Raw genomic sequence first — 22,897 nt, 5'->3', positions numbered from 1 at the left:
TGAGACAAAAAAAATTATGCAAGATTATATTACCCAATCCATCATAGAAGGAATCAAGCTAAAAGAAGATCTCCTGAACGACCGCCGGATGCTTGCCGATATTGAAAGCGTAGGCAACCTGATAGTACAAACAATCCGGCAAGGACATAAAGTATTACTTTGCGGCAATGGTGGAAGCGCCGCCGATGCCCAACACATCGCCGCCGAACTCGTGGGACGTTTTGTAACAGACCGCAAGGGGCTTCCCGCCATCGCCATGACAACAGATACTTCCATCCTGACCGCAGTCAGCAACGATTACGGCTTCGACCACATCTTCGAACGCCAGACAGAAGCTTTAGGGATGGAGGGGGACATGCTGATAGGCCTCTCTACAAGCGGCAATTCCCCCAACGTGGAGCGGGCATTGCAAAAAGCACGAGCCATGGGCCTTACAACGGTAGGACTTTTAGGTAGAGACGGAGGAAGATGCAAAGATCTCTGCGACTATTCTTTCATCATACGCCATCCCGAATCTGCAAGAATTCAAGAAGTACATATAACGATCGGACATATACTGTGCGGCATCGTTGACAACCAACTGAGCTCCCATGAATAAAGCGATTTTTCTTGACCGCGACGGTACTATCAATGTCGACTTCGGGTACGTCTATAAGCCTGAAGACCTTGAATTCCTGCCCGGAGCAGTCGAGGCACTCCGTCTTTTTCAAGAACTGGGCTTTCTGCTGATTATCATAACGAACCAATCCGGCATAGGCCGCGGATACTACACGCTGGAGGATGCCGAAGCATTCAACCGGGCAATGTCGCTGAAGCTGAAGGAGCAAGGAATCCTGTTATGCGATTTCTTCACCTGCCCTCACAGCCCGGAGGAAAATTGCAACTGTCGCAAGCCCTCCCCATTCATGGTAATGGAAGCAATCAAAAAACATAATATAGACCCTTCCAGCTCTTACATGTTCGGAGACAAAAAGTCTGACGTGGAATGCGGCGAAAGAAGCAATGTCAAGTCTTTCTTAGTTACCGCAGAGCATCCGCTTCTATACTGGGCCAATCAATTAACAAACCATCTATTATGAATGCAGAATTAAATAGCATAAAGGGGAAAAGAGTACTCGTCATCGGCGATATCATGCTGGATACCTACCACATTGGAGACGTAAAAAGAATATCTCCCGAAGCCCCTGTACCCATTGTCCGCATCAACCGCACCTACAGCGTACTGGGAGGAGCTGCCAATGTTGCACGGAATTTGTTGGGGTTAGGTTGCTCGCCTTATGTCATCAGCCTGCTCGGCAACGACCATAACGGGGAAATCATGCAACAGATGTTCTCCGAACTATCTATCAAGAACGAAGTATTCTGCACCAAGCACCCCACCATTACCAAAACCCGCATCATAGGCAACAACCAACAAGTGGTACGCCTGGACTTCGAGACAGAAAATGAGTGCCTGGACGAAGAGACAGAACAGAAACTACTGAATGCCGTGCAAAGAGCACTTCCCGAAATAGATATCGTCGTTATCTCGGACTACGGCAAAGGTGTGTGCAACGACGTCATCTGCCAGCACGTTATAGCTGCCTCTGCCCGGCAAGGGAAACAAGTCATTATAGACCCCAAAGGAACCAATTGGGAGAAATACCGCTCTGCCACCATCATCACTCCCAATCTGAAAGAGCTCTCTGCCGTTTCAGGAGTGGAAGTAAAGAATGAGGATGAAGCCATCCATCATGCAGCCGACAAGATTCTAAAAGGGTATAATCTGACTTCTCTGTTGGTGACCCGCTCTGAGAAAGGAATGTCCTACATTGCCCCGGAAACCTTTCAGGACATACCAACCGAAGCAAAAGAAGTTTATGATGTCTCCGGTGCAGGCGATACGGTTGTGGCTACTTTGGCCGCGGCTTTGGCTGCCGGCATCCCCATTGCAGATGCCATCTACCTTGCCAACAAAGCCGCCGGCATTGTTGTAGGAAAGATGGGAACCAGCCCCATCCTGTTCAAAGAGCTGCAAGCCGAATTGCAAACCGGGAGACCTGCCGGCAAGCTCATCCCTGTCTCCCAACTGGCAGATACCGTAAGGCAGTTGCGGGCACAAGAACGGAAAATCGTATTTACGAACGGATGCTTTGACATCCTGCACAAAGGACATGTCACCTACCTTGAAAAAGCCAAAAGGATGGGAGATATACTCATTGTAGGACTGAACTCCGATGCGTCAACAAAGCGCCTGAAAGGAGAATCACGCCCCATCAATGATGAGGATGCCCGTTCTACAGTTCTTGCTGCTCTGCAGTCCGTGGACTACGTAGTGATCTTCACAGAAGATACCCCGCTGAACATTATCAAGACTGTGGCCCCGGATGTGCTGGTAAAAGGCGGAGACTATGCGATAGAGAATATCGTAGGCAGGGAGTATGCCAAAGAAACGATAACAATTCCTTTTGTCGATGGCTTCTCTACCACTAAAACGATAAGTGCTATCAGCCAAGAGAAGCAATAACCCGGTCAGCAATTTGTTTGGGTGTAATATCCACCATACACTTCTGATAAACCGCTTGCTTGCATTTGCCCCGTCCGTCTTTGGTGCACGGACGGCAAGGCAGGTTTATTTCGAGTACTTCTACCGTAGGTCCCGTAGGGAAACCAAAAGCAGTAGGTCCCATCAATGCAAGAGCCGGAACTCTAAATAAATCTGCTGCATGCATAAAGCCTGTATCGGCACTAATAACAAGATTAGAACGGGACACCAAGTAGCAAGATTCCATCAACGAAGTGCGCCCGGCAAGGTTCACCACCCGTTCGGGAGCAATGTTCCTTATCTCTTCGCAAAAAGTATCACTCGGCCCCGCCAGAATGATAAATTTATAATTGGGAAGCAAGGAAATCAGTGCCTTCCAATGAGAGACAGGCCACCGTTTCATCTCCCAATTGGCAGACGGAACAAGCGTAACGGTATCTTTCGTCACAAAGTTTTCGTACTTGCTGATTATTTCTTCCGGGAAGTGCCAATCGTTATAGTCATTCGGGAAATGCGTAATCCCCCATTTCTTCAATGGTTTCTGAAAAGAGACCACTCCTCTGAAAGGTTTATCGAAACGGTTGATACCAAAATTGAAAAGCAAAAAGCGTTTGCCTCTCTCCTTACTCCGTAGAGCTACATGGGGCTTCACAAAGGGGATAGGAGACAATATCAACTTCAGTATATTAGACCGGATATTGCTATGAGCATCATAGATATAGTCAAAATGTTCCTTTCTCAAATCAGCCGCCATACTCAACAGCCCGGAAAGCCCTGCCGCCTTATCGAAAGCCCAGATTTTATCAATTCTACTATCCATCGACAAGGTCCCTACCATGTCTTTGCGGGTAATCCAGTGAATTTCTACATCCTCAAAACGTTCGCGTATTCCACCGATAATCCCCATACACTGGATGATATCGCCTATCGAACTGAAACGGATAATTAAGAATTTGGTCATAACCGGCAAATTTATTATTGATATGGCACAAAAGTAAGTGTCAATAATGAAAAAACAAAGTACTTGGGTAAAAATATGCTATATTTCACCCTATTCACTATACCATATAATCAGTTCTGTTCTCTTTTCTTGCCATTCCTAAATAAAATATATATCTTTGCGAAATTTTATAAGCGGACTTAAATAATATCAAAGTCCAAGAAATCATATTAAGAAATAACATGAAAAACGAATTAAACTTTTTAGACCGGAATGAATTTAACTTTCAACCGTCAAAGGAAGTTGTGGAAGCCTTAAAAAACTTCGATATAAATAAGCTTTGCTTCTATACCCGTATCTACGATGAAGGGCAAAAAAGTATACTATCAGTCTTTTTATCAGAATTATATCATATAGAAGAATCACAAATCCTATTAGGTTACGGAGGTGAAGATATTCTAAAACAAGCCGTACACTACTTCTTGACCGAAGATAAAGATAACAAAACCATCCTGATTCCCCAGTTCTCATGGTGGTACTATAAATCTATTGCCGATGAGGTAAACGGTCATACACTGCAATATCCACTTTACGAAGAAGGAGACACTTTCAAGTATGACTTCGAAGCAATGAAGGAGGTGGTAAAGCACGAAAAAGCTAAAGTCCTACTTATCGCCTCCCCCAACAATCCTACGGGGAATGGGATTTCTCCCGAAGAACTTGACACACTATTAGCGGACATTCCATCCTACACAACTGTGATAGTGGATGAAGCATATGCCTCCTTCGTATCGGCAGATGCCGGATATCTCCGAGTATTAATCAATAAATACCCCAACCTCATTATTGCGCGTACCCTTTCCAAATTCTACGGCCTGCCAGGACTGCGTATGGGATTCGGCTTCATAAGTAAAGAGTTGGAACGATTCATCAAATACAGCAATAAGTATTTGGGGTATAACCGTATATCCGAAGACCTAGCTATTGCTGCTCTGAAATCAGATGCCCATTACCGCAATATTGCCTGTATGATGAACGAAGACCGTGCTCGCTACGAAACAGAAATCGGCGCATTACCCGGATTTAAAGTCTATCATTCCGTTGCCAATTTCATCCTTATCAAATACCCCATTGCCCTAAAGGAAGCACTACAACAAGCTCTCGCGGAAGAAAGCTACAAAATTAAATTTATGAATGAACCAGGCATCGATACCCATTTACGTATCACACTGGGGCGCCCGGAGCAAAACCGTATTGTTATAAACACCATCAAAATGACCGCTGCCCAATGAAAGCAATAATTTTAGCTGCAGGAATTGCTTCACGCCTTCGCCCTTTGACTAATACACAGCCCAAATGCCTCCTCAAAGTAGGAGAAAGCTGCCTACTGGAGCGCACCATGAACGCTCTTATCAATAATGGCATCAAAGAGTTTATCATCGTCACAGGCTATTGCCAACAGCTAATTGTCGATTTTATTCGGGCACACTATCCGCAGCAAGACATTACATTCATCTATAATGAACTTTATGCATCGACCAACAATATCTACTCTTTATGGCTTACCGCTTCACAAGCCGCAAAAGAAGAAATATTATTACTGGATAGCGATATTCTTTTCGATCCTCAAGTTGTCACTGAACTACTTCACTCTGAAAAGGCTGACACTCTTGCCGTCAATCGGCATAAATTAGGAGAGGAAGAGATCAAAGTCATCACAGATTCTGAAGGAAAAATTCTGGAAATCAGCAAGACCTGCTCCATCAGTCAGGCTATAGGAGAATCCATAGGCATCGAAAAGATGTCGGCAGCATACACCGATGCCCTTTTTCAGGAACTGGAAATTATGATTAAACAAGAGAATCTGGACAATATATTTTACGAGCGGGCATTCGAACGACTGATTCCACAAGGATATAGTTTCTTTGCAACAGACACCTCTCAATTTTTCTCTATAGAACTAGATACCGTAGATGACTTTCGTCAAGCACAACAATTAATACCGCCCTATCTCTATTAATCCTTAATAAGTTTATGGTAACATATGACATCCGCCCTCTGCAACTCCATATATTGGACATCCTACTTGCCACCGATCGAGTATGTAAAACGCATCAATTAAGATACTATATCGTGGCAGGAACCCTATTAGGGGCTATTCGCCACAAAGGCTTCATCCCTTGGGATGACGATTTGGACATAGGTATGCCGAGGACCGATTACGATAAGTTTATAGCACATGCTTCCGAATGGTTACCGACTCCTTACGAAATGGTATGTGCTGAGAACAATAGCGAATATCCTTTCCCATTTGCCAAAATACAAGATGCCAGTACTACCCTCATTGAACGCAAACACTCCAGACTAGGAGGCGTTTATCTTGACGTCTTCCCGTTAGATGGTGTGCCGACGGGGCAATTATCACAACGGTGGCATTTTACCCGCTACAAACTGTATAAGCAGTTACTCTACCTGATACACCGCGACCCCTATAAACATGGGAAAGGTGTCAATTCGTGGCTTCCTTTGATATGCCGCAAGTTATTCGCATCTGCTGAAATACAAACAAGAATACGCAAAGTGATGACTAAATATGACTTTGATAACAGTCCGTTTGTTTGTGATTATGATGACGGACGGAAAGGAATCATGCCCAAAGAAGCAATAGGAAAACCTACTCCGGTCCTATTTGAAGGGAAAGAAGTGTGGGGCATAGAGAAGTATGATTACTATCTAAAGCAGAAATATGGAAACTACATGATTGTTCCCAAACAAGAAGAACAACGCCAACACGAATTTCATTATTTGGATTTAAAGCGCCCATATAAAGACCAGATTTAAAACAATTTCTTATATTTACCCCGAAAATACAAACGTCTGCATCGGGCATGTATCTTCACAGCTTAATTCAGAAATTAGGTATAACATAAAAGTAGCAATGAAAAAACACTACCTCTTTTTTGCTTCGTTGACTTACGCCTATAGTATCTTGCGGCCTTTACAAGAAGAGATACGTCGGCGTAATGATGTTGTTGCTTGGTATTTAGAGGATTCATGCCCTAATCTATTACAAAAGGACGAGATACAACTAAAGACATTCGATGAAGTTTTTTATTTCAACCCCATTGCCGTATTCGTTCCCGGCAACTGGGTTTATGACTTCTTTCCAGGTGTAAAGGTCGCAGTTTTTCATGGCTACCCCATGAAGAAGCGCATCGAAAAGATCGATGACCACTTCACCTTGCGCGGCTGGTTCGATATCTACTGTACCCAAGGGCAAAGCAGCACGCCTTACTTTTGTTTTTTAGAGAAAAAACATCGCTATTTTAAAATATACGAAACCGGATGGTGCAAGGTAGACAGCTTCTTCGACCCAAAGTTACCACCTGAGCCTCACCGGGAAACTCCTACCATACTCTATGCCCCTACCTTCACCAAAGGAATTTCTTCCGCTTGGGACATGGCTCCCGTTATTGAGAAACTGGCTAAAGAAAAAGAATGGAACTGGATTATCACCTTCCATCCCAAATTGGATGACCCCATTCTTCAGCAGCAATATAAGCATTTGGCACAGAAATGCCCTAATGTAGATTTTCGCTTAGTGAACAAAGGTTTGGAAACTTTCAGAGAGAGTGATGTGTTGCTATGTGATAGTTCCTCACTCATTGTAGAATACATGATGCTCGATAAGCCGGTAGTAACTTTCCGTAACACGCACCCCGGTCCTTTCCTGCTGGATGTACAAACAAAGGAAGAAGTAGGTCCCGCAATAGAGAAAGCCCTTAGCCACCCAACTGAGCTAATAGAGGAAATTCACCGATACACCTCTTACCATGAAAGTCATCGCGACGGACAAAATTCAGCCCGGGTACTAAATGCTGTAGATGACTTTATAGCTAACTTCCGAGGACGTATCAAAGCCAAGCCTCTCAACCTATTTCGTAAACTGAAGTTGAGATGGCAACTAAAGTACTTCAGATGGTAAGATTTGCATTCAAGAGAGTTTCAAAGTATGAAACGAGTTCTTGGCAAATGCATAAAAATGAGGTCATGAATAGTGACTGCACTCTTCATGCCGCGGACACGATGGATATTCAGCGGTAACTCATTGCTCAATCCATGAAACAAATCAATCCGGTCTTCTTCCAAGTTTGCACGCATGCCTCCTATCCTTTACAAAGCATTCAGTTCTTTCTACAGAGTAAGCCTCTATAAATTGCCACAAATATGGCTTACAATAAAATTACGGTAAAAGCTTGGAAACGTTTAGAATGAATGTTGAGTTCGCAGCCGAGGTAAATAACATACAGGTAGGCAGTATCTCTTTTATAGAACACCTCGCTTTCAAAGCTTTTAATGAAGGTACACGTTTGAAGGATTATATCCGTTTACAGCCACACAGAAGCAACACTACTCACTTCAAAGGATAAAAGCAAGAAACAGGAAAACAGAGATTCTCTGGATTTTTTAGGGAATATATACCGCCAATGCTGTTTGTATGATTGAAAAAGATACAAAAGAAAAAACAGCATAGATGATTTATCACAAATATAAATTAAAACAGGCAGTCGGAAGAACTACCTGTGAAGTGTTATGCCCATATCAAAGTTTTTGAAGCAGGAAAGGGTGGAAAGTATAAAAAATGAAAAGTAAAGCTGGATGGGAGACAAGCTTACTTCTCATTTTATATAAAATAGGAACATTTACTGAATATCCCTTCTTATAGGCCTTAATAAACCGTCAATGAACGTATTAACCCACAGAGGAGGGTAAAAAAAATGCCCCCATTTTCCAGTTTCCCTTTTCACAAGAGCATTCATAGGATATTCTTGAGAAAGAATGCTTTTCTAAAAGAGAATCTAAATTCCAATCACTCCAATATCATTTAATAATAAGTTACAACAAAAGAGCTTGTCAGATCATTAAATTTGAAGCCACTAAAATAATCTCTATATGTATACGTTCTGTTTACATCTATGTCAGGAAGGTTTAAACTTTTTCCCGTAAAATTTCCATCATAAAACGTTACTGCAACTTGTTTATATTGACCTGGCTGACAGCCCATAAGGGTGGTCATATGAACTTCTCCCCACATCTGACAAGAAGAAATGTTATTATTAAACCCAATTTTAGTCAAATAGGCTTCATTAATAGACAATGGGGCAGGAGATTGATTTCCCTGTATACCATTTGAATAGAAGTGAGTATACGGGCCTCCTTTCGTACGACCTTTAGCACGATCCCAAAGTCTCAACTCATAATTCCTTATATATGTTCCATCAGGAGCGAATTCCGCTCTTGTAAGAGGGAACTCGCGTCTCAATTTACTTGCATAATCTAATTCTTCCTTGGAGTCATAAAATTCAACAGATAAATCTGATTTTATTTCAATGGCTACATTAGGAATATTATTAAGCTCATCAAAAATACGTTTAATACTATCATCTTTTATTTGAAAGTCCTCTCCAAATATGCAATCAGAAATATAAGTTTTGCCTTTATAGGTAAACTTAAGTACATTAAGGGTAGATGCCCCCTCCGAATCATCAGATTTAAATTCATCTTTTCCGGTAATTACATCGTAATTAACAGTCTCATCAGATTTATCTCTTAATAAGTCATCATCTTGATTACAAGAGAACAGAGATAAAGAAAGCATTAATGCTACAAAAAAGAAATTTCTTTTCATAAATATTAGATTTATTAATTAATAATACACCACAAAGATATTCATTTTTTTAATATAAAAAAAATTTACTCATTTTATTTCCTCTTATGAAAAAATGGGTGAAATATACTCAGAGGTATAAGTCACGTGACGGTTTAATCCATTGTCTCGTAAAAATCGATAGGGCATCAAGCCCTATTGACTTTTACCGAGAACCGAAGTACACTCTGATTTGTCCATTGTTTTCCGTATGTGACAACTCATTTAGTAACAAAGCATGCAAACTGACAACTTATTTAGTAACCAGACTCTAATAGTGACAACCATTTCCAGTATAAGTCTATGAGTTCCGTTTCCATATAAGGGAACGCGCGTTCCCATAAGAGGAAACTGCAGTTCCCATTAAGAGAAACGCGCGTTCCCATGAGGAGAAACGGTAGTTCCCGCGCATAAGAAACGCCAGTTTCCTACCTATAGGAAACTGTAATCACCTTATTTACAAAAACTTCCATGTTTATTACTGTCGAAAGTCTGAAAGAAGATTAAGCTATCCCACTACCTTATTTCGGTCCATAAACGTTGAAGGAAACTCCGAAAACCTCCATTTTTCGTGTTAATAGAAGTTATTTGCCCCTATTCGCAGAAGCATACAAGAAAGAGAAGGAAATATCTATGTATTAAGAAACTACAGCAAGAATTGGATAAACATTTGCCCAAAAAAGCGTGACGGTAATCATTTACCGTCACGCTACCTACACGCTTACCAGCACGCACTATCATCATAATAATCAAACGATTATACGACATAGTGACGGAGTGCTGGAAATATCATTAAAAACTCTGGTTTATAAAACCACATCTTCAGGACTATTCCATATTCAGCGTACCGAAGAACTCCGGGCAATGGAAGTTCGGCTTTTCCAGCCCAATCGGATTCCAGGATAGGAAATGGGGAGTCTGAAGCTTATCACCGCACTTGTAGAAGTTAGCACGAATCGTCTTGCCATCCAGTGAAGTGATGTTGTGGAGGAAGAAGGCAGAATAAGGAACAACCAGAGCTACTTCCCAGTTGCACTCCCCTACTTTCTCTTCAAAAGCCTCGCGGCCTAAAGAAGCCCAACGTTGCACCTTGTCGAGCACTTCCTGCGGGGCATGCTGACGGTTTTCACGTCCGGCACCGGCGCCGATGAGCAATGTACCGGCACAGTTGCACTCCATATTATAATACACTCCGTCTCCGGCAGGAATGGAGAAGAACTCCACACAGGCGTCTTCCCATACCGGGCCGTTGTCCTTGCCTGCCACGGCACGCACACTGGCTTCTTTCACCTTGAAGTGCAGCAAGATGGCATCTTCCGTATGAGCAATGCGGAACTCTACATCGGGACAGTAAGGAAATGCTGCCCAGTTTACGGTATTTATGGGCTGAAAAGCCACTTTCTCTTTGTCGAGCAAGGCGGGAACCGATTCTACCGGTATGTTTGCCACGCTTACTTTCTTTACGTTCAATTCTTTCATTTTGTTGTTTTGGGGGTTGATGGCAGATAGCGGCGCGACGCAAAGAACCGCCGCTATCATCATTAAACACTTTCTCAGATACATGATGCTATGAATTTCTGCATCTCCGGAGTATGCTCTTCTACGCTCTGCAACAGTTTGAACTGCGCTTTGGTACGCACCAGGTTGTGCTCCGGATATTGGATTTTATAATAAGTATCGCCATTGATGTAGTCGGCCAGGAAGCGGACGCACTGCATGTAGGGGAAGAGGGCGGCTGCGTATGGCAGGTTCTCTATCTCTATCGGCAGCAGGAAGGCTTTGCCCGATTCCAGGTAACCTTTGGTGAAGGCTTTGAATATCTCCATGTTGAAGTTCACGTTGTCCAGGTTCTTGTCGTCTTCCAGACCGGTGTTGGCGCCGGAACGGAGGAAGTCACCATAGTCGGAGAAGATGAAACTGGGCATCACGGTGTCGAGGTCGATGACGCAGAGCACGGTGCCGTCTTCATCGAACATCATGTTGTTCACCTTCGTGTCGCAGTGGCACACGCGTTTCGGAAGCTTGCCTTCGCGGTGCAGGCGTTCGGCCTTGCACATCTCGTCGGCGCGTTTCTCTATTTCGTCCAGGAAGTACTGCACTTCCTTCACACGTCCGGCGGCATCGGCAGCCACGGCGTCGCGGAGCTGCTTCAGGCGGAACTCCATGTTGTGGAAGTCGGGAATGGTTTCGCCCAGTGTGTCGGGGATATCGGCCAGCATGGCCTGGAAGTTACCGAAAGCAGCACCTGCATAGTAAGAATACTCCGGATTCACCGTCTCGTAGGTTTTGGCACGGGGGATGAATACCATGACGCGCCAGTAGCTTTCACCGTCGTACCAGTAAGTCTTGCCATCGTCGGTGGTAGGCAGGAAGTGGAGTACTTTACGCTCTACATCGGCCTCTCCGTTTGCTTCGAGCTTCCGGCGGATGTGACGGGTCACGGCGTCGATGTTGGCCTGCAACATCTCCACATTCTGGAAGATGGCATGGTTGATGCGCTGCAAGACGTAGTCGGGAGCATCGTCCTCGATGGTAGTTACTTTGTACGTGTCGTTGATGAGTCCGGCGCCTAAGGGCTTGATTTCGCGGACCGTTCCATTCATTTGAAAATGAGATACAATAGATAAAAGGTCTTTCATGATGGTTAATACATTAATTTGTTTACAAAGATATGCTCTTCGCCCGATATCAAAAGTCAGATATCGTACAAGGAGCCTCCAAAATTATACATTTAAGCAGACATAACCGCAAAAACAAGCGGATAAATAAGAAGTCTTGCATAAAATATACCTATATTTGTAACTGAAACCTTAAAAACAACCTGAAAAGTGCGAAAGTTAACCATCGGACTGCTCCTTATTTTAGCGGGCATAGCTGCTACAACCTTGCAAGCACAGAACATCACTTTCAATCATCTGACTACCGACGACGGTTTGTCCCAGTTTTCTGTAAACAGCCTTTACATCGACGAAAATGGTGTACTGTGGATTGGCACCCGCGAGGGCTTGAACCGCTACGACGGAGAAGACATACAGACCTACAAGCTGCGGAAGAACGACCCTTACAGCCTCTTCTGCAACACCGTGCTGCGCATGGCCGGAAACCACAACGGGAAGATATACCTGCTCTGCACCGAAGGCGTTGCCGAATTCAACCTCGCCACCCAGCGGTTCACCACCCTGCTGCAAGGAGCCGTCAGCAGCATCTACTACAACGACGCCCTCTACATCGGAAAAAGAAACGAGATATACCGCTACAACGAACAGACCGGGAACTTCGACTTGTATTACCAACTGGCAGGCGAGAACCTGGAAATATGCTGCATGCACCTGGATAAAGGCCAGCTATGGATGGGAACCACCACCGACGGCGTGTACCGCCTGCACCTGGACAGCAAGGAACTGAGCCACCCCATCCGCAAAGGAAACATCACCAGCATCTACCAGGACGGCGAAGGCAATCTGTGGATAGGTAGCTGGGAGGAGGGTCTGTATCAGGTACAACCCGACGGAAATATCATCAACTTTACCGACGACCCGAAGAACCCTTACAGCATTTCGTCCAACTTCGTCAGGGCGTGCTGCGAAGATAACCTGGGGAATATCTGGATAGGAACTTTCAACGGACTGAACCGCTACGACAAGAGTACGGGTCTGTTTCAGAACCATACCGCGAGCGACACGCAGAGCGACGGACTGACGCACTCCTCCATCTGGTGCATCGTGAAGGACAATCAAGGCACACTATGGCTGGGTACTTACTTCGGCGGAGTAAACTACTTCAATCCGGAGTACGAAATCTATACCCGCTACATCTACTCCCCCATCGAGAAGAAAGGACTGAGCAATCCGGTAGTAGGCCGTACCATCGAAGACAAGGACGGCAACCTGTGGATTGGCACCGAAGGCGGTGGATTGAACTATTACAACCGCCGCACCCGCGAGTTCAAGTGGTTCCGCCCCGGCGACGGACCGAACAGCATTTCGCACAACAACATCAAGGCGCTCTACTACGACCCGCAGAAGGAAGTGATATGGATAGGTACCCACCTGGGAGGACTGAACAAGCTGGACATCCGCACCGGCCGCTTCACCCACTACCGGATGGAGGCGGATAACCCCGAAACACTTCCGTCGGACATCGTCCGCGACATTGCCCCCTACGAGGACCGTCTGGTCGTAGCAACCCAGTACGGCGTATGCCTCTTCGACCCCGCCAACGGTAAATGCCGGCAACTGTTCCAAGACAGCAAGGAAGGCAAGCGGATAAAGATGGTGGCCGACGTCACCTTCGACCGCAACGGCACATTGTGGATAGCCGCCACCGGCGAAGGCGTGTTCAGCTACCGCTTTGACACGGGCCGGCTGACCAACTACCGCCACGACCCCGCCAACCCGAACAGCATCAGCAACAACAACGTAAACAACATCACCCAAGACAGCAAAGGTAACCTGTGGTTTGCCACCTCGGGCAGCGGACTGGACCTGTACCGCCCCGACACGAACGACTTCGAGAACTTCGACCAGGCGAAGAACGGCCTTGCCAGCGACTGCATCTACGAGACGCAAGAGTCGCCCAGCAGCGGCAAGCTGTTGCTCATCACCAACGAAGGCTTCTCCATCTTCGACTGCCAAAGCAAGCGTTTCCAGAATTACAGCACCGAAAACGGTTTCCCGCTGACCGCCGTCAATGAGAACGCCCTCTGCGTGACCCGCGACGGCGAAATCTTCTTGGGCGGTACGCAAGGCATGATCTCCTTCCACGAAATGGAACTGAACTTCACCCCGAAACCGTACAATATCATCCTCTCCCGCCTCATCGTGAACGGCGCGGAGATACAAGTGGGAGACGAGACCGGCATCCTGCAGCAAGCCTTGTTCTGCACGCCCAAGATAACGCTCAATGCCGACCAGTCCATGTTCAGCATCGAGTTTGCCACCTCCAACTATGTGGCGGCCAACAAAGACGACATCATCTACAAGCTCGAAGGCTTCTCCAACGACTGGAACAGTACCCGCGGCCTGCGCAACATCACTTATACCAACCTGAACGCCGGTACCTACAAGTTGCTCATCAAGTCCAACGGCAAGGACGAAAGCCTCTGCCCGGAGGCATCGCTCATCATCCGCGTACTGCCGCCCTGGTACAAGACGCCGCTTGCCTGGCTGCTCTACCTGGTAGCGACGGCCGCCCTGCTATGGTACCTGGTGCGTACCTATAAGTCGCGTATCAAACTGCGCGAGTCGTTGAAGTACGAGCAGAAGCACATTCAGGACGTGGAGGCGCTGAACCAGTCGAAGTTGCGCTTCTTCACCAATATCTCCCACGAGTTCCGCACGCCGCTGACGCTGATCGTGGCGCAGGTGGAAACGCTGATGCAACTCCAGAACTTCACACCTGCTATATATAATAAGGTGTTGGGCATCTACAAGAACAGCATCCAGCTGCGCGAGCTCATCACCGAACTGCTGGACTTCCGCAAGCAGGAACAGGGACACATGAAAATTAAAGTGAGCCCGCACAACATCGTCAACTTCCTCTACGAAAACTACCTGCTCTTCCTGGAATATGCCAGCGCCAAGCAAATCAACTTCAAGTTCGAGAAAGAGACGGACAGCCTCGAGGTGTGGTACGACCAGAAGCAGTTGCAGAAGGTGGTGAACAACCTGCTGTCCAACGCCATCAAGCACACCGAGGCCGAAGATACCATCACCCTCGGCATACGGACCGAAGGCAGCGATGCCGTCATCCGCGTGAGCGACACTGGCACGGGCATCGATGCACAGGAAGTGGACAAGATATTCGACCGCTTTTACCAGATAGACCCCGTAGACTCTGCCGACGCAAGCAAGACCGGCACCGGTATCGGGCTGGCGCTGACAAAGGGTATTGTAGAGTTGCATCACGGTAGCATTCATGTGGAAAGTGAACTGGGGAAAGGTACCAGCTTCATCGTCCGCCTCCGGCTGGGAAATGCCCAGTTCGACGAAGAGCAGATTAACAAGAATACCGACAGCGTGCATCAGATAGAGACTCCCAAACCCGAAAACGACGCCCTGCTGAAGGCCGAACTCGAAGAAAACGCTCCCATCAAGCGCCTGCCCGATGCTAAGATACTGATCGTGGAAGACAACGCCTCCATCCGCGAAATGCTGGCAGGTATCTTCCAGCCCTTCTATCAGGTGCTGACGGCCGCCGACGGTGTGGAAGGCTGGGAACTGGTACAAAGGGAAATGCCCAACATCGTAGTGAGCGACGTAGTAATGCCCCGCATGTCCGGCACCGAACTGTGCAAGCAGATAAAGAGCGACTTCAACACCTGCCACATCCCCGTGGTCCTGCTCACGGCGCGCACCGCCATCGAGCAGAACATCGAAGGTCTGCGCATCGGTGCGGACGATTACATCACCAAGCCGTTCAACACCAACCTGCTCATCTCGCGCTGCAACAACCTGGTGAACTCGCGCATCCTCCTGCAAGAGAAGTTCAGCAAGCAGCCGCAAGCCTTTGCGCAGATGCTCGCCACGAACCCCATCGACAAGGAGATACTGGACCGGGCCATGGCCGTCATTGAGAAGCATCTGGACGATACGGAATTCAACGTCGCCACCTTCGCCCGCGAAATGGCGATGGCACGCACCAATCTCTTCACCAAGCTGAAAGCCATCACCGGACAGACGCCGAACGATTTTATCCTCACCATCCGCCTGAAGAAGGGCGCACTGCTGCTGCGCAACAATCCGGAGCTGAACATTACCGAAGTCTCCGACCGGATAGGATTCAGCTCGCCGCGCTACTTCTCGAAATGCTTCAAGGACGTCTATCATGTCAGTCCGCTGGCCTACCGCAAGGGGGAAAGCGGAACCGGGGAGGAAGAGGAAGAAGAGGAAAGCTGAGATTTCCTTGCGAGGTTTCCTTGCGACGTGATTATTTTTCAGACGCGGATTGAATCTGTTTTAGACATAAGAACAAAAGAACATATTTTTTTATGCAGCTTAGCTGAGCTGCATTTATCCTTTTGTTCTTATGTTCTTCTGTCTAAAAAATATAACTCATGTCTATCAGCGCTATGAAGAATAGTAAGCATCTGAGCAAAAACTACGACCCGACGGAGCGAAAACTGCGACTCGACGCATTTTTAACTGCGACCCGACGGAGTTTTAATTGCGACTCGACGCATTTTTCGCTCCGTCGAGTCGCAGTTTTCACCCCGTTCGCAAGGCTATATGCAGAGTACAGGAGAGCTTTTACAGATTCATCCGTTTTCTTCGTTTTATCCGTATTTTGTACGAATTCTCCCTTCCTTCGTACTTCTATATACGCAAAATTCCCGGCAGCTCCCTATCTTTGACCTCCGAATTAGAAATCTAAAGTCAAAGAGCTATGAAACATTTCTCCCCTTTATGGTCCCTGATCCCCGGCGCCGCCCTGCTGGCCGCCTGCGGTTCCCCGTCGAAGAAAGACGCCTCGGACGCCCCCCGTCAGAAGCCCAACGTCATCTACCTGATAGCCGACGACCTGGGCATCGGCGACCTGAGTTGCTACGGTGCCACCCGCATCAGCACCCCCAACATCGACCGCCTTGCCGGCCAAGGCATGCAGTTCACCAACGCCTACGCCACCTCCTCCACCAGCACCCCCTCCCGCTTCGGTCTGCTGACGGGTATGTATCCCTGGCGACAGGAGAACACCGGCATCGCCCCCGGTAACTCCGAACTCATTATAGATACCGCCTGCGTCACCATGGCCGATATGTTCCGCGCAGAAGGCTACGCCACCGCCGCCATCGGCAAATGGCACCTCGGCCTCGGCCCTAAAGGCGGCACCGACTTCAACGGCCTCATCAAGCCCAACACCCAAGACATCGGCTTCGACTACGAATACATCATCCCCGCCACCGTAGACCGCGTCCCCTGCGTCTTCGTGCAGAACGGCCGCGTCGTAGGCCTCGACCCCAACGACCCCATCACCGTCAGCTACGACCATAAAGTAGGCGACTGGCCCACCGGGCTCGAAAACCCCGAACTCGTGAAGATGAAGCCCAGCCAGGGTCACAACAATACCATCATCAACGGCATCCCCCGCATCGGCTGGATGACCGGCGGACGTTCCGCCCTCTGGACCGATGAAGACATCGCCGACGTCATCACCGCCCAAGCCCAAGGCTTCATCACGGCTCATAAAGACGAACCCTTCTTCCTCTATATGGGTACGCAAGACGTCCACGTTCCCCGCGTCCCCCACCCCCGCTTTGCAGGCAAGAGCGGCCTCGGCCCCCGCGGCGACGTCATCCTGCAACTGGACTGGACCGTCGGACAAATCATGCACACACTGGACAGCCTGAACCTGGCCGACAACACCATCTTCGTCTTCTGTAGCGACAACGGCCCCGTCATCGACGACGGCTATCAGGACCAAGCCCGCGAACTGCTGAACGGCCATACTCCCATGAAGCACTACCGCGGCGGTAAGTACAGCGCCTTCGATGCCGGCACACGCATCCCGTTCATCGTACGCTGGCCGCAAGGCATCAAGCCCGGCAAGCAGCAAGCGCTCTTCTCCATGATCGATGTTTATGCTTCGCTCGCCGCCCTGTTGAACCATCCGCTCGCCCCCGGCATCGCTCCCGACAGCCGCGACCAGCTGAACAACTTCCTCGGTACAGACCCCACCGGATGTGGTTACATCGTGCAGCAAAATCTTGACAACACCCTGTCCATCATCCAGGGAGACTGGAAATATATCGAGCCCAGCGACAAGCCCGCACTGGAATATTGGACCCGAACGGAAATGGGCAATGACCCACATCCGCAACTGTACAATCTTTCCGTCGATCCATCCGAGAAGAACAATATTGCACCTGACCATCCCGACAAGGTAGCCTCCCTCTCCACCCTTCTGGACGAAGTGAAGGCCGCCCGGAACCAGGAGGAACGGAAATAGTACAAGATAGGTGTTGTTCGCAGGTTTTGTACGAATTCGTACTTTTTGCGAACTATTAACTAATACATTTCTACTACTCATCTCCTACTTTTGCGATGTGATTTAATCGTTCAAACGGGTACCAAACGAAAGAACAACCTTTATTAATAACTAATTAAATTAATATTTATGAAACAGAAATCTAGCTTCTTTAAAGCATTAGGTATCATGTTGCTCTCTGTCCTATTTGCCACGCAGGCAAACGCACAGAATCTCACAGTAACGGGTACAGTGACTGACAACTTAGGTCCGGTGATTGGTGCTTCCATCCAAGTTGAAGGAACCAGCAACGGATGTATCACAGACATCGACGGAAACTACACCCTTCCCGGTGTCCCCGCAAACGCAACGCTCGTATTCTCCTACATCGGCTACCAGACACAGAAGATCGCTGTAGGCGGCAAAACCAAAATCGACGTGAAACTGGCTGAAGACACCCAACTGCTGCAAGAAGTTGTAGTAGTAGGTTACGGCGTTCAGCGCAAAAGTGACTTGACGGGTGCAGTTGCTTCGGTAAAAGCTGCCGATGCCTTGAAAGGAACTCCTACCGGTAACGTGTCCGATGCCCTTCAAGGACGTATGGCGGGTGTATCGGTTCTCTCCGGTTCCGGTAACCCAAGCGAAGACAACACCATCCGCGTGCGCGGTATCAACTCTATCACTGCTGAAACTGGCCCGCTGGTTGTTATCGACGGTTTCATCGGTGGCTCTCTCCAATCTCTGAACCCTGCCGACATCCAATCTATCGAAGTATTGAAGGATGCATCTGCAACGGCTGTTTACGGTTCTCGGGGTGCTAATGGTGTGATTCTGGTTAGTACGAAGAATCCGTCTAAGGATAAGTTGACTGTATCCTTCAACGCATTCGCTAACATTAAGACTGTGGCAAAATATGCTGATAACCTTTCTCCATACGAGTATGCAAACTTGCTTAACGAGTACGGACAAGAACGTTTTGGCGAAAGTAATAAATATTATAGCGCCGATCAGCTGGCTGCTTTCAAGTCTGGTAAAGCTGGTTTCGACTATTCAAGAGAAATCTTCCGTAGCCCTGCCGTTACACAGAACTATGAAATGTCTATCGCCGGTGGCGGTGAAAAAACTACTTTCCTGGCATCTCTCCGCTACCAAAACGATGAAGGTATCATTAAAGAATCAAGCAGCCAAATCTACAGCTGGCGTTTGAAGGTAGACACCAAAATCAAGAAATGGCTGAAAGCCGGTATGAATATCTACGGTCACTACAGAGAAACAACATCTCCGCGTATCACCGAATACGACGGCTTAATTCAACAAGCCATGTATTTCCCCAACACCATCGAACCGAAAAACGAAGAGGGTGGATACAACAATGCATTCTTTGACGGCAGCCCTTCATACAATCCGATGGGATATATCTGGGAATCCAATAACTCTAATAAGACGATAAATAACCGCATCCAAGGTTATGTTCAGTTCGACATCATGGATGGTTTGAGCTTCCGCTCACAACTGGGTGTTTTGTTCGACAACAGACTGAATACCTCTGTAGAAAACGAACAAAGCTATTACAACTACAAGAACAACATGACTCAAGGTATATCTCGTAGCTATTGGAATACCTCTTGGCTAAACACCAACACTTTAAGTTACGTTAAAGAATTCAATGCCAACCATCGTATTAATGCCACAGCTGTATTTGAGCAATCTTACGACAACAATTACAATCATACAGGTACTGCTTACAATCTGGACTACATCGATCGCATAGGTACCAACAACCTTGCATGGTCTGATGCTAATCTTGCAGCAATCGGTTCCGACCGTGTCATTAATACATTGATGTCCGGTATGTTCCGCGTGAACTATGTATTTATGAATCGTTATATGGTTACTGCCTCTATCCGTGCCGACGGTTCTTCACGTCTGAAAGACAAATGGAGCTACTTCCCTTCTGCTGCCTTGGCTTGGGATCTGAAACAAGAGAACTTCTTGAAGGACAACAGTTTCATCGACCAGTTGAAACTTCGCCTTGGCTACGGTTCTGTAGGTAACCAAGCTGTAGAAGCTTACCGTATTTTCTCTAAAATGACTCCGGTAAGAAACAGCGACGGATCGACTTCTTACAAAGTAGACCGCCCCGCCGCTCCTTATCTGAAGTGGGAACGTAATGATCAATTCAACGTAGGTGTTGACTTTGGTATCCTCAACGGTCGTGTACGTTTGACAGCCGATTGGTATAACAAACTGTCCAAAGACATCTTATTGGAATTGGCACAACCTGCACACATGGGTTACAGCAAACTGTTGATGAACTCCGGCGAAATCAAGAATACCGGTGTTGAATTTACCATCAGTGCAGATCCGTTCACCAGCAAAGATTTCAGCTGGCATACAGATCTTACCTTATCACACAATAAAGGTACTTTCAACAAGATACCGACCGCCAACCATCGTCAGCAACAAGCCGGTAACTTCCAGAACCAGTTATTCCAAATGATCGAAGGCGAAAAGTTGGGTACATTCTATGGATATACTTTTGGCGGAATCTGGCAGGAAAACGAAGTTAATGCTCCTTTCGTAGACGCTAACGGCAACACGAATGGCAAAACAAACGGTGAAGTTTATAATGTAGTAGCCGGTAACTCCAAATATGTAGATGTTAATAAAGACGGAGTAATAAACGATGCAGACCAAGGTATCATCGGTTGTGGTCAGCCTACATTCAACTGGGGTTGGAACAACAGCTTCAACTACAAGAATTTTGACTTCTCATTCTTCGTAATAGGTTTCCACGGCTTCGATATCTATAACGCCACTCATCAGATGGGATACAACACTGTGAATGGACAGACTATGGCCGGTGTTACTCCGATGCGCGACTTCTTGAACCGTTGGACGCCGACTAACACCAATACAGACGTACCGGGATTCGTTGGTGGTACTGAAAATAAGAATATGTTCAGCAGCCGCTTTGTAGAAAACGGAAGCTTCATCAAGATGAAGAGCATTACTTTGGGTTATACTTTGCCTGAATTGACCTGCAAGTCACTCGGCATTACCAACCTGCGCCTCTATGTTTCTGTTCAGAACCCGTTCCACATCACCAGCTACTCTGGTTTGGATCCGGAAGCTACCATGGGTAGCCCGCTGGTACAAGGTGTTGACTGGGGTTCATATCCTAACAGCCGCAACTACCTGATCGGTTTGAATTTCTCATTCTAATGATTTACCTTTTAAACAAGAATAATATGAAAAAATTAGCATATATAGCAACAATCGCCAGCAGCATGTTTCTGACGACTTCTTGTGTAGACTTGACACAAGAGCCGCAATCCTTCATCACTGAAGAAGAATACATCGCCAGCATGGACCTAAATGGTATTCAACAAGCCGCCACAGCACTCTACAACGACCTGTGGAATGGTAACTATGGTTTCAACTGCCGTCTGCAACGTATAAACGTATGCTCAGACGACATCATCTACCGTGCAGCAAAGGCAAACAATGAATTAGCAAACTATTACAGATTGTCTCCAAGCATTACAGCCAATACTGCTGATTTTGATACGACATGGTCGCTCTTCTTTACTGTTATTAACAATTCCAACAAGCTCATCAACAAGACAGTGCTTCCGGAAAACTCAGATCAAGCCAAGAAGTTCGAACAAGTATTGGGAGAAGCTTACTTCCTTCGTGGACTTTCTTATTTCTACTTGGTACGCATGTACGGTGATGTACCTTTGATCCTCAAAGAAGAAGATGCTTCTACCTATATGCCGAGAACTGCCGTTGCAGAAATTTACGACCAAGCAGTTATCCCAAGTTTGAAAAAAGCTGTGGAACTATTGCCAGCAAAGAGCCGCACCGGCTTTAGCTCTACTCCTTCCAAATGGGCAGCCGAAGCATGCCTTGCCGATGCTTACATGACTATGGCAGGTTGGCCTCTTAAGAGAGGACAAGAATATTACTCATTGGCAGCTGCTGCAGCCAAAGATATTATTGATCATTCCGGTCTGCACCTGACAGAAGAATACTCTGAACTGTGGAAAGAAGCCAATAAAGAACAGGCCAACGAAGTAATGTTCGCTATCCATCACAGTGCGAAATTGAAAACTGCAAGTAACTACGGTAAATCATACTATCCGAGCGATTTCGCCCCTAACGCCGGTTGGTCTGACTATTATGCCAATGAAAGCTTCTTCCTGAACTATCCGGACGATGCACGTAAGGCATGGAACTACATGACGGAGTGGGACACGAAAAACGGTCACGTCACTTATAAGGAAAGTGCCGACAAACTTCCCGCTATCTCCAAGTACTACGACTATGACGAAGGTGCTCCGGGTAAGAGTGCACAAGCCAACGGTATCACTTGTATCTATCGTTATGCAGATGTATTGTTGATGTACGCAGAAGCTTCTACCCGCGCAACCAACAGCGTAAACTCACAAGCTTTGGAAGCTATCCAGACCGTACAAAAGCGTGCTGGCTACGCAAAGGAGCAGTTGACTACGACTACTGATGCTACTGCATTCGAAACAGCTGTATTCAACGAACGTGGCTGGGAATTCTTCGCAGAAATGAAGCGTTGGTTCGACCTGGTTCGCCTGGAGAAGGTAAGCGAAGTAAGATCTGAAACCTGGAGCGGTTCTACCTTCCAGAGCAACAATCACTATTACTTCCCGATACCTTATCAGCAAATTCAGCTGACACAATGGACCAACAACGCAGGTTACTAATAGAAACGTACTGACACAATTTT

General features: G+C 46.9%; 15 protein-coding genes and 2 pseudogenes. 12 read left to right on the top strand and 5 right to left on the bottom strand.

The features are described 5' to 3' along the window. Nucleotides 1–16 precede the first annotated feature (16 nt). From gmhA to hldE, 3 genes are read left to right on the top strand one after another with little or no spacing between them, the layout of a single operon-like run. Nucleotides 17–598: a D-sedoheptulose 7-phosphate isomerase gene (gmhA, locus tag AAE250_RS01150; RefSeq protein WP_294595391.1), complete on the top strand. Its 582-nt coding sequence runs from the start codon at nt 17–19 to the stop codon at nt 596–598. Next, nucleotides 591–1,079: a D-glycero-alpha-D-manno-heptose-1,7-bisphosphate 7-phosphatase gene (locus AAE250_RS01145; protein WP_294595392.1), complete on the top strand. Its 489-nt coding sequence runs from the start codon at nt 591–593 to the stop codon at nt 1,077–1,079. Before gmhA ends, AAE250_RS01145 begins: the two co-directional genes overlap by 8 nt. Beyond that, nucleotides 1,076–2,506 (top strand): bifunctional D-glycero-beta-D-manno-heptose-7-phosphate kinase/D-glycero-beta-D-manno-heptose 1-phosphate adenylyltransferase HldE, encoded by a 1,431-nt coding sequence (gene hldE, locus AAE250_RS01140; RefSeq protein WP_294595394.1) that lies wholly within the window; start codon nt 1,076–1,078, stop codon nt 2,504–2,506. Before AAE250_RS01145 ends, hldE begins: the two co-directional genes overlap by 4 nt. On the opposite strand, the gene AAE250_RS01135 is transcribed toward hldE, so the two are convergent. Continuing rightward, a complete protein-coding gene (locus AAE250_RS01135) occupies nt 2,487–3,485 on the bottom strand; it encodes a glycosyltransferase family 9 protein (protein WP_294595396.1) in 999 nt (332 codons plus the stop codon). The genes hldE and AAE250_RS01135 overlap by 20 nt on opposite strands. A 221-nt stretch (nt 3,486–3,706) precedes the next feature. Between AAE250_RS01135 and AAE250_RS01130 the strand changes: the two genes are divergently transcribed. From AAE250_RS01130 to AAE250_RS01115, 4 genes are all read left to right on the top strand, one after another. Continuing rightward, nucleotides 3,707–4,756, top strand: a complete 1,050-nt coding sequence (locus tag AAE250_RS01130; protein ID WP_294595397.1) for a pyridoxal phosphate-dependent aminotransferase — start codon at nt 3,707–3,709, stop codon at nt 4,754–4,756. After that, nucleotides 4,753–5,484: a phosphocholine cytidylyltransferase family protein gene (locus AAE250_RS01125; protein ID WP_294595398.1), complete on the top strand. Its 732-nt coding sequence runs from the start codon at nt 4,753–4,755 to the stop codon at nt 5,482–5,484. The genes AAE250_RS01130 and AAE250_RS01125 overlap by 4 nt, the downstream gene beginning before the upstream one ends. Before the next feature lie 14 nt (nt 5,485–5,498). Further along, complete coding sequence (locus AAE250_RS01120; protein WP_294595399.1) at nt 5,499–6,305, top strand: LicD family protein; 807 nt, start codon at nt 5,499–5,501, stop codon at nt 6,303–6,305. 97 nt (nt 6,306–6,402) lie between these two features. After that, complete coding sequence (locus AAE250_RS01115) at nt 6,403–7,449, top strand: CDP-glycerol glycerophosphotransferase family protein (protein ID WP_294595400.1); 1,047 nt, start codon at nt 6,403–6,405, stop codon at nt 7,447–7,449. A 38-nt stretch (nt 7,450–7,487) separates the two neighbouring features. Here the strand turns inward: AAE250_RS01115 and AAE250_RS01110 are convergent. Then, a pseudogene (locus tag AAE250_RS01110) lies at nt 7,488–7,637 on the bottom strand (glycosyltransferase family 4 protein); the annotation flags it as partial. Between the two features lie 101 nt (nt 7,638–7,738). On the opposite strand from AAE250_RS01110, the pseudogene AAE250_RS01105 reads away from it, so the two are divergent. Then, nucleotides 7,739–7,998: pseudogene (locus tag AAE250_RS01105) on the top strand (hypothetical protein); the annotation flags it as partial. Nucleotides 7,999–8,349: 351 nt separating this feature from the next. On the opposite strand, the gene AAE250_RS01100 reads toward AAE250_RS01105, so the two are convergent. The 3 genes from AAE250_RS01100 to AAE250_RS01090 form a co-directional block, all read right to left on the bottom strand. Further along, nucleotides 8,350–9,153: a hypothetical protein gene (locus tag AAE250_RS01100; protein WP_294595402.1), complete on the bottom strand. Its 804-nt coding sequence runs from the start codon at nt 9,151–9,153 to the stop codon at nt 8,350–8,352. Nucleotides 9,154–9,999: 846 nt separating this feature from the next. Continuing rightward, nucleotides 10,000–10,734, bottom strand: coding sequence for a carbohydrate-binding family 9-like protein (locus AAE250_RS01095; protein WP_294595404.1), 735 nt, complete (start codon nt 10,732–10,734; stop codon nt 10,000–10,002). Continuing rightward, nucleotides 10,725–11,810 (bottom strand): phosphotransferase enzyme family protein, encoded by a 1,086-nt coding sequence (locus AAE250_RS01090; protein ID WP_294595405.1) that lies wholly within the window; start codon nt 11,808–11,810, stop codon nt 10,725–10,727. The genes AAE250_RS01095 and AAE250_RS01090 overlap by 10 nt, the downstream gene beginning before the upstream one ends. 189 nt (nt 11,811–11,999) lie before the next feature. On the opposite strand from AAE250_RS01090, the gene AAE250_RS01085 reads away from it, so the two are divergent. The 4 genes from AAE250_RS01085 (at nt 12,000) to AAE250_RS01070 (ending at nt 22,874) form a co-directional block, all read left to right on the top strand. Further along, nucleotides 12,000–16,067: a hybrid sensor histidine kinase/response regulator transcription factor gene (locus AAE250_RS01085; RefSeq protein ID WP_294595407.1), complete on the top strand. Its 4,068-nt coding sequence runs from the start codon at nt 12,000–12,002 to the stop codon at nt 16,065–16,067. Nucleotides 16,068–16,554: 487 nt separating this feature from the next. Further along, nucleotides 16,555–18,114 carry a sulfatase family protein gene (locus AAE250_RS01080; protein WP_294595408.1) on the top strand — a complete coding sequence of 520 codons (1,560 nt, stop codon included), beginning with the start codon at nt 16,555–16,557 and terminating at the stop codon, nt 18,112–18,114. A 168-nt stretch (nt 18,115–18,282) separates the two neighbouring features. Next, nucleotides 18,283–21,357 (top strand): SusC/RagA family TonB-linked outer membrane protein, encoded by a 3,075-nt coding sequence (locus tag AAE250_RS01075; RefSeq protein ID WP_294595409.1) that lies wholly within the window; start codon nt 18,283–18,285, stop codon nt 21,355–21,357. A gap of 26 nt (nt 21,358–21,383) precedes the next feature. Further along, nucleotides 21,384–22,874, top strand: coding sequence for a RagB/SusD family nutrient uptake outer membrane protein (locus tag AAE250_RS01070; protein ID WP_294595410.1), 1,491 nt, complete (start codon nt 21,384–21,386; stop codon nt 22,872–22,874). Nucleotides 22,875–22,897 lie beyond the last annotated feature (23 nt).

It is taken from the genome of Bacteroides sp. GD17 (assembly GCF_038448625.1).
Classification (GTDB): Bacteria; Bacteroidota; Bacteroidia; order Bacteroidales; family Bacteroidaceae; genus Bacteroides.
This window is presented reverse-complemented; position numbering and strand designations above follow the sequence as displayed.

Excerpts from the sequence above, each read along its gene's own strand:
- AAE250_RS01115 (WP_294595400.1), top strand. The coding sequence starts at position 6,403 with ATGAAAAAACACTACCTCTTTTTTGCTTCGTTGACTTACGCCTATAGT.
- hldE (WP_294595394.1), top strand. The coding sequence starts at position 1,076 with ATGAATGCAGAATTAAATAGCATAAAGGGGAAAAGAGTACTCGTCATC.
- AAE250_RS01145 (WP_294595392.1), top strand. The coding sequence starts at position 591 with ATGAATAAAGCGATTTTTCTTGACCGCGACGGTACTATCAATGTCGAC.
- AAE250_RS01090 (WP_294595405.1), bottom strand. The coding sequence starts at position 11,810 with ATGAAAGACCTTTTATCTATTGTATCTCATTTTCAAATGAATGGAACG.
- AAE250_RS01095 (WP_294595404.1), bottom strand. The coding sequence starts at position 10,734 with ATGTATCTGAGAAAGTGTTTAATGATGATAGCGGCGGTTCTTTGCGTC.
- AAE250_RS01075 (WP_294595409.1), top strand. The coding sequence starts at position 18,283 with ATGAAACAGAAATCTAGCTTCTTTAAAGCATTAGGTATCATGTTGCTC.
- AAE250_RS01080 (WP_294595408.1), top strand. The coding sequence starts at position 16,555 with ATGAAACATTTCTCCCCTTTATGGTCCCTGATCCCCGGCGCCGCCCTG.
- AAE250_RS01130 (WP_294595397.1), top strand. The coding sequence starts at position 3,707 with ATGAAAAACGAATTAAACTTTTTAGACCGGAATGAATTTAACTTTCAA.
- AAE250_RS01100 (WP_294595402.1), bottom strand. The coding sequence starts at position 9,153 with ATGAAAAGAAATTTCTTTTTTGTAGCATTAATGCTTTCTTTATCTCTG.
- AAE250_RS01125 (WP_294595398.1), top strand. The coding sequence starts at position 4,753 with ATGAAAGCAATAATTTTAGCTGCAGGAATTGCTTCACGCCTTCGCCCT.
- AAE250_RS01120 (WP_294595399.1), top strand. The coding sequence starts at position 5,499 with ATGGTAACATATGACATCCGCCCTCTGCAACTCCATATATTGGACATC.
- gmhA (WP_294595391.1), top strand. The coding sequence starts at position 17 with ATGCAAGATTATATTACCCAATCCATCATAGAAGGAATCAAGCTAAAA.
- AAE250_RS01135 (WP_294595396.1), bottom strand. The coding sequence starts at position 3,485 with ATGACCAAATTCTTAATTATCCGTTTCAGTTCGATAGGCGATATCATC.
- AAE250_RS01070 (WP_294595410.1), top strand. The coding sequence starts at position 21,384 with ATGAAAAAATTAGCATATATAGCAACAATCGCCAGCAGCATGTTTCTG.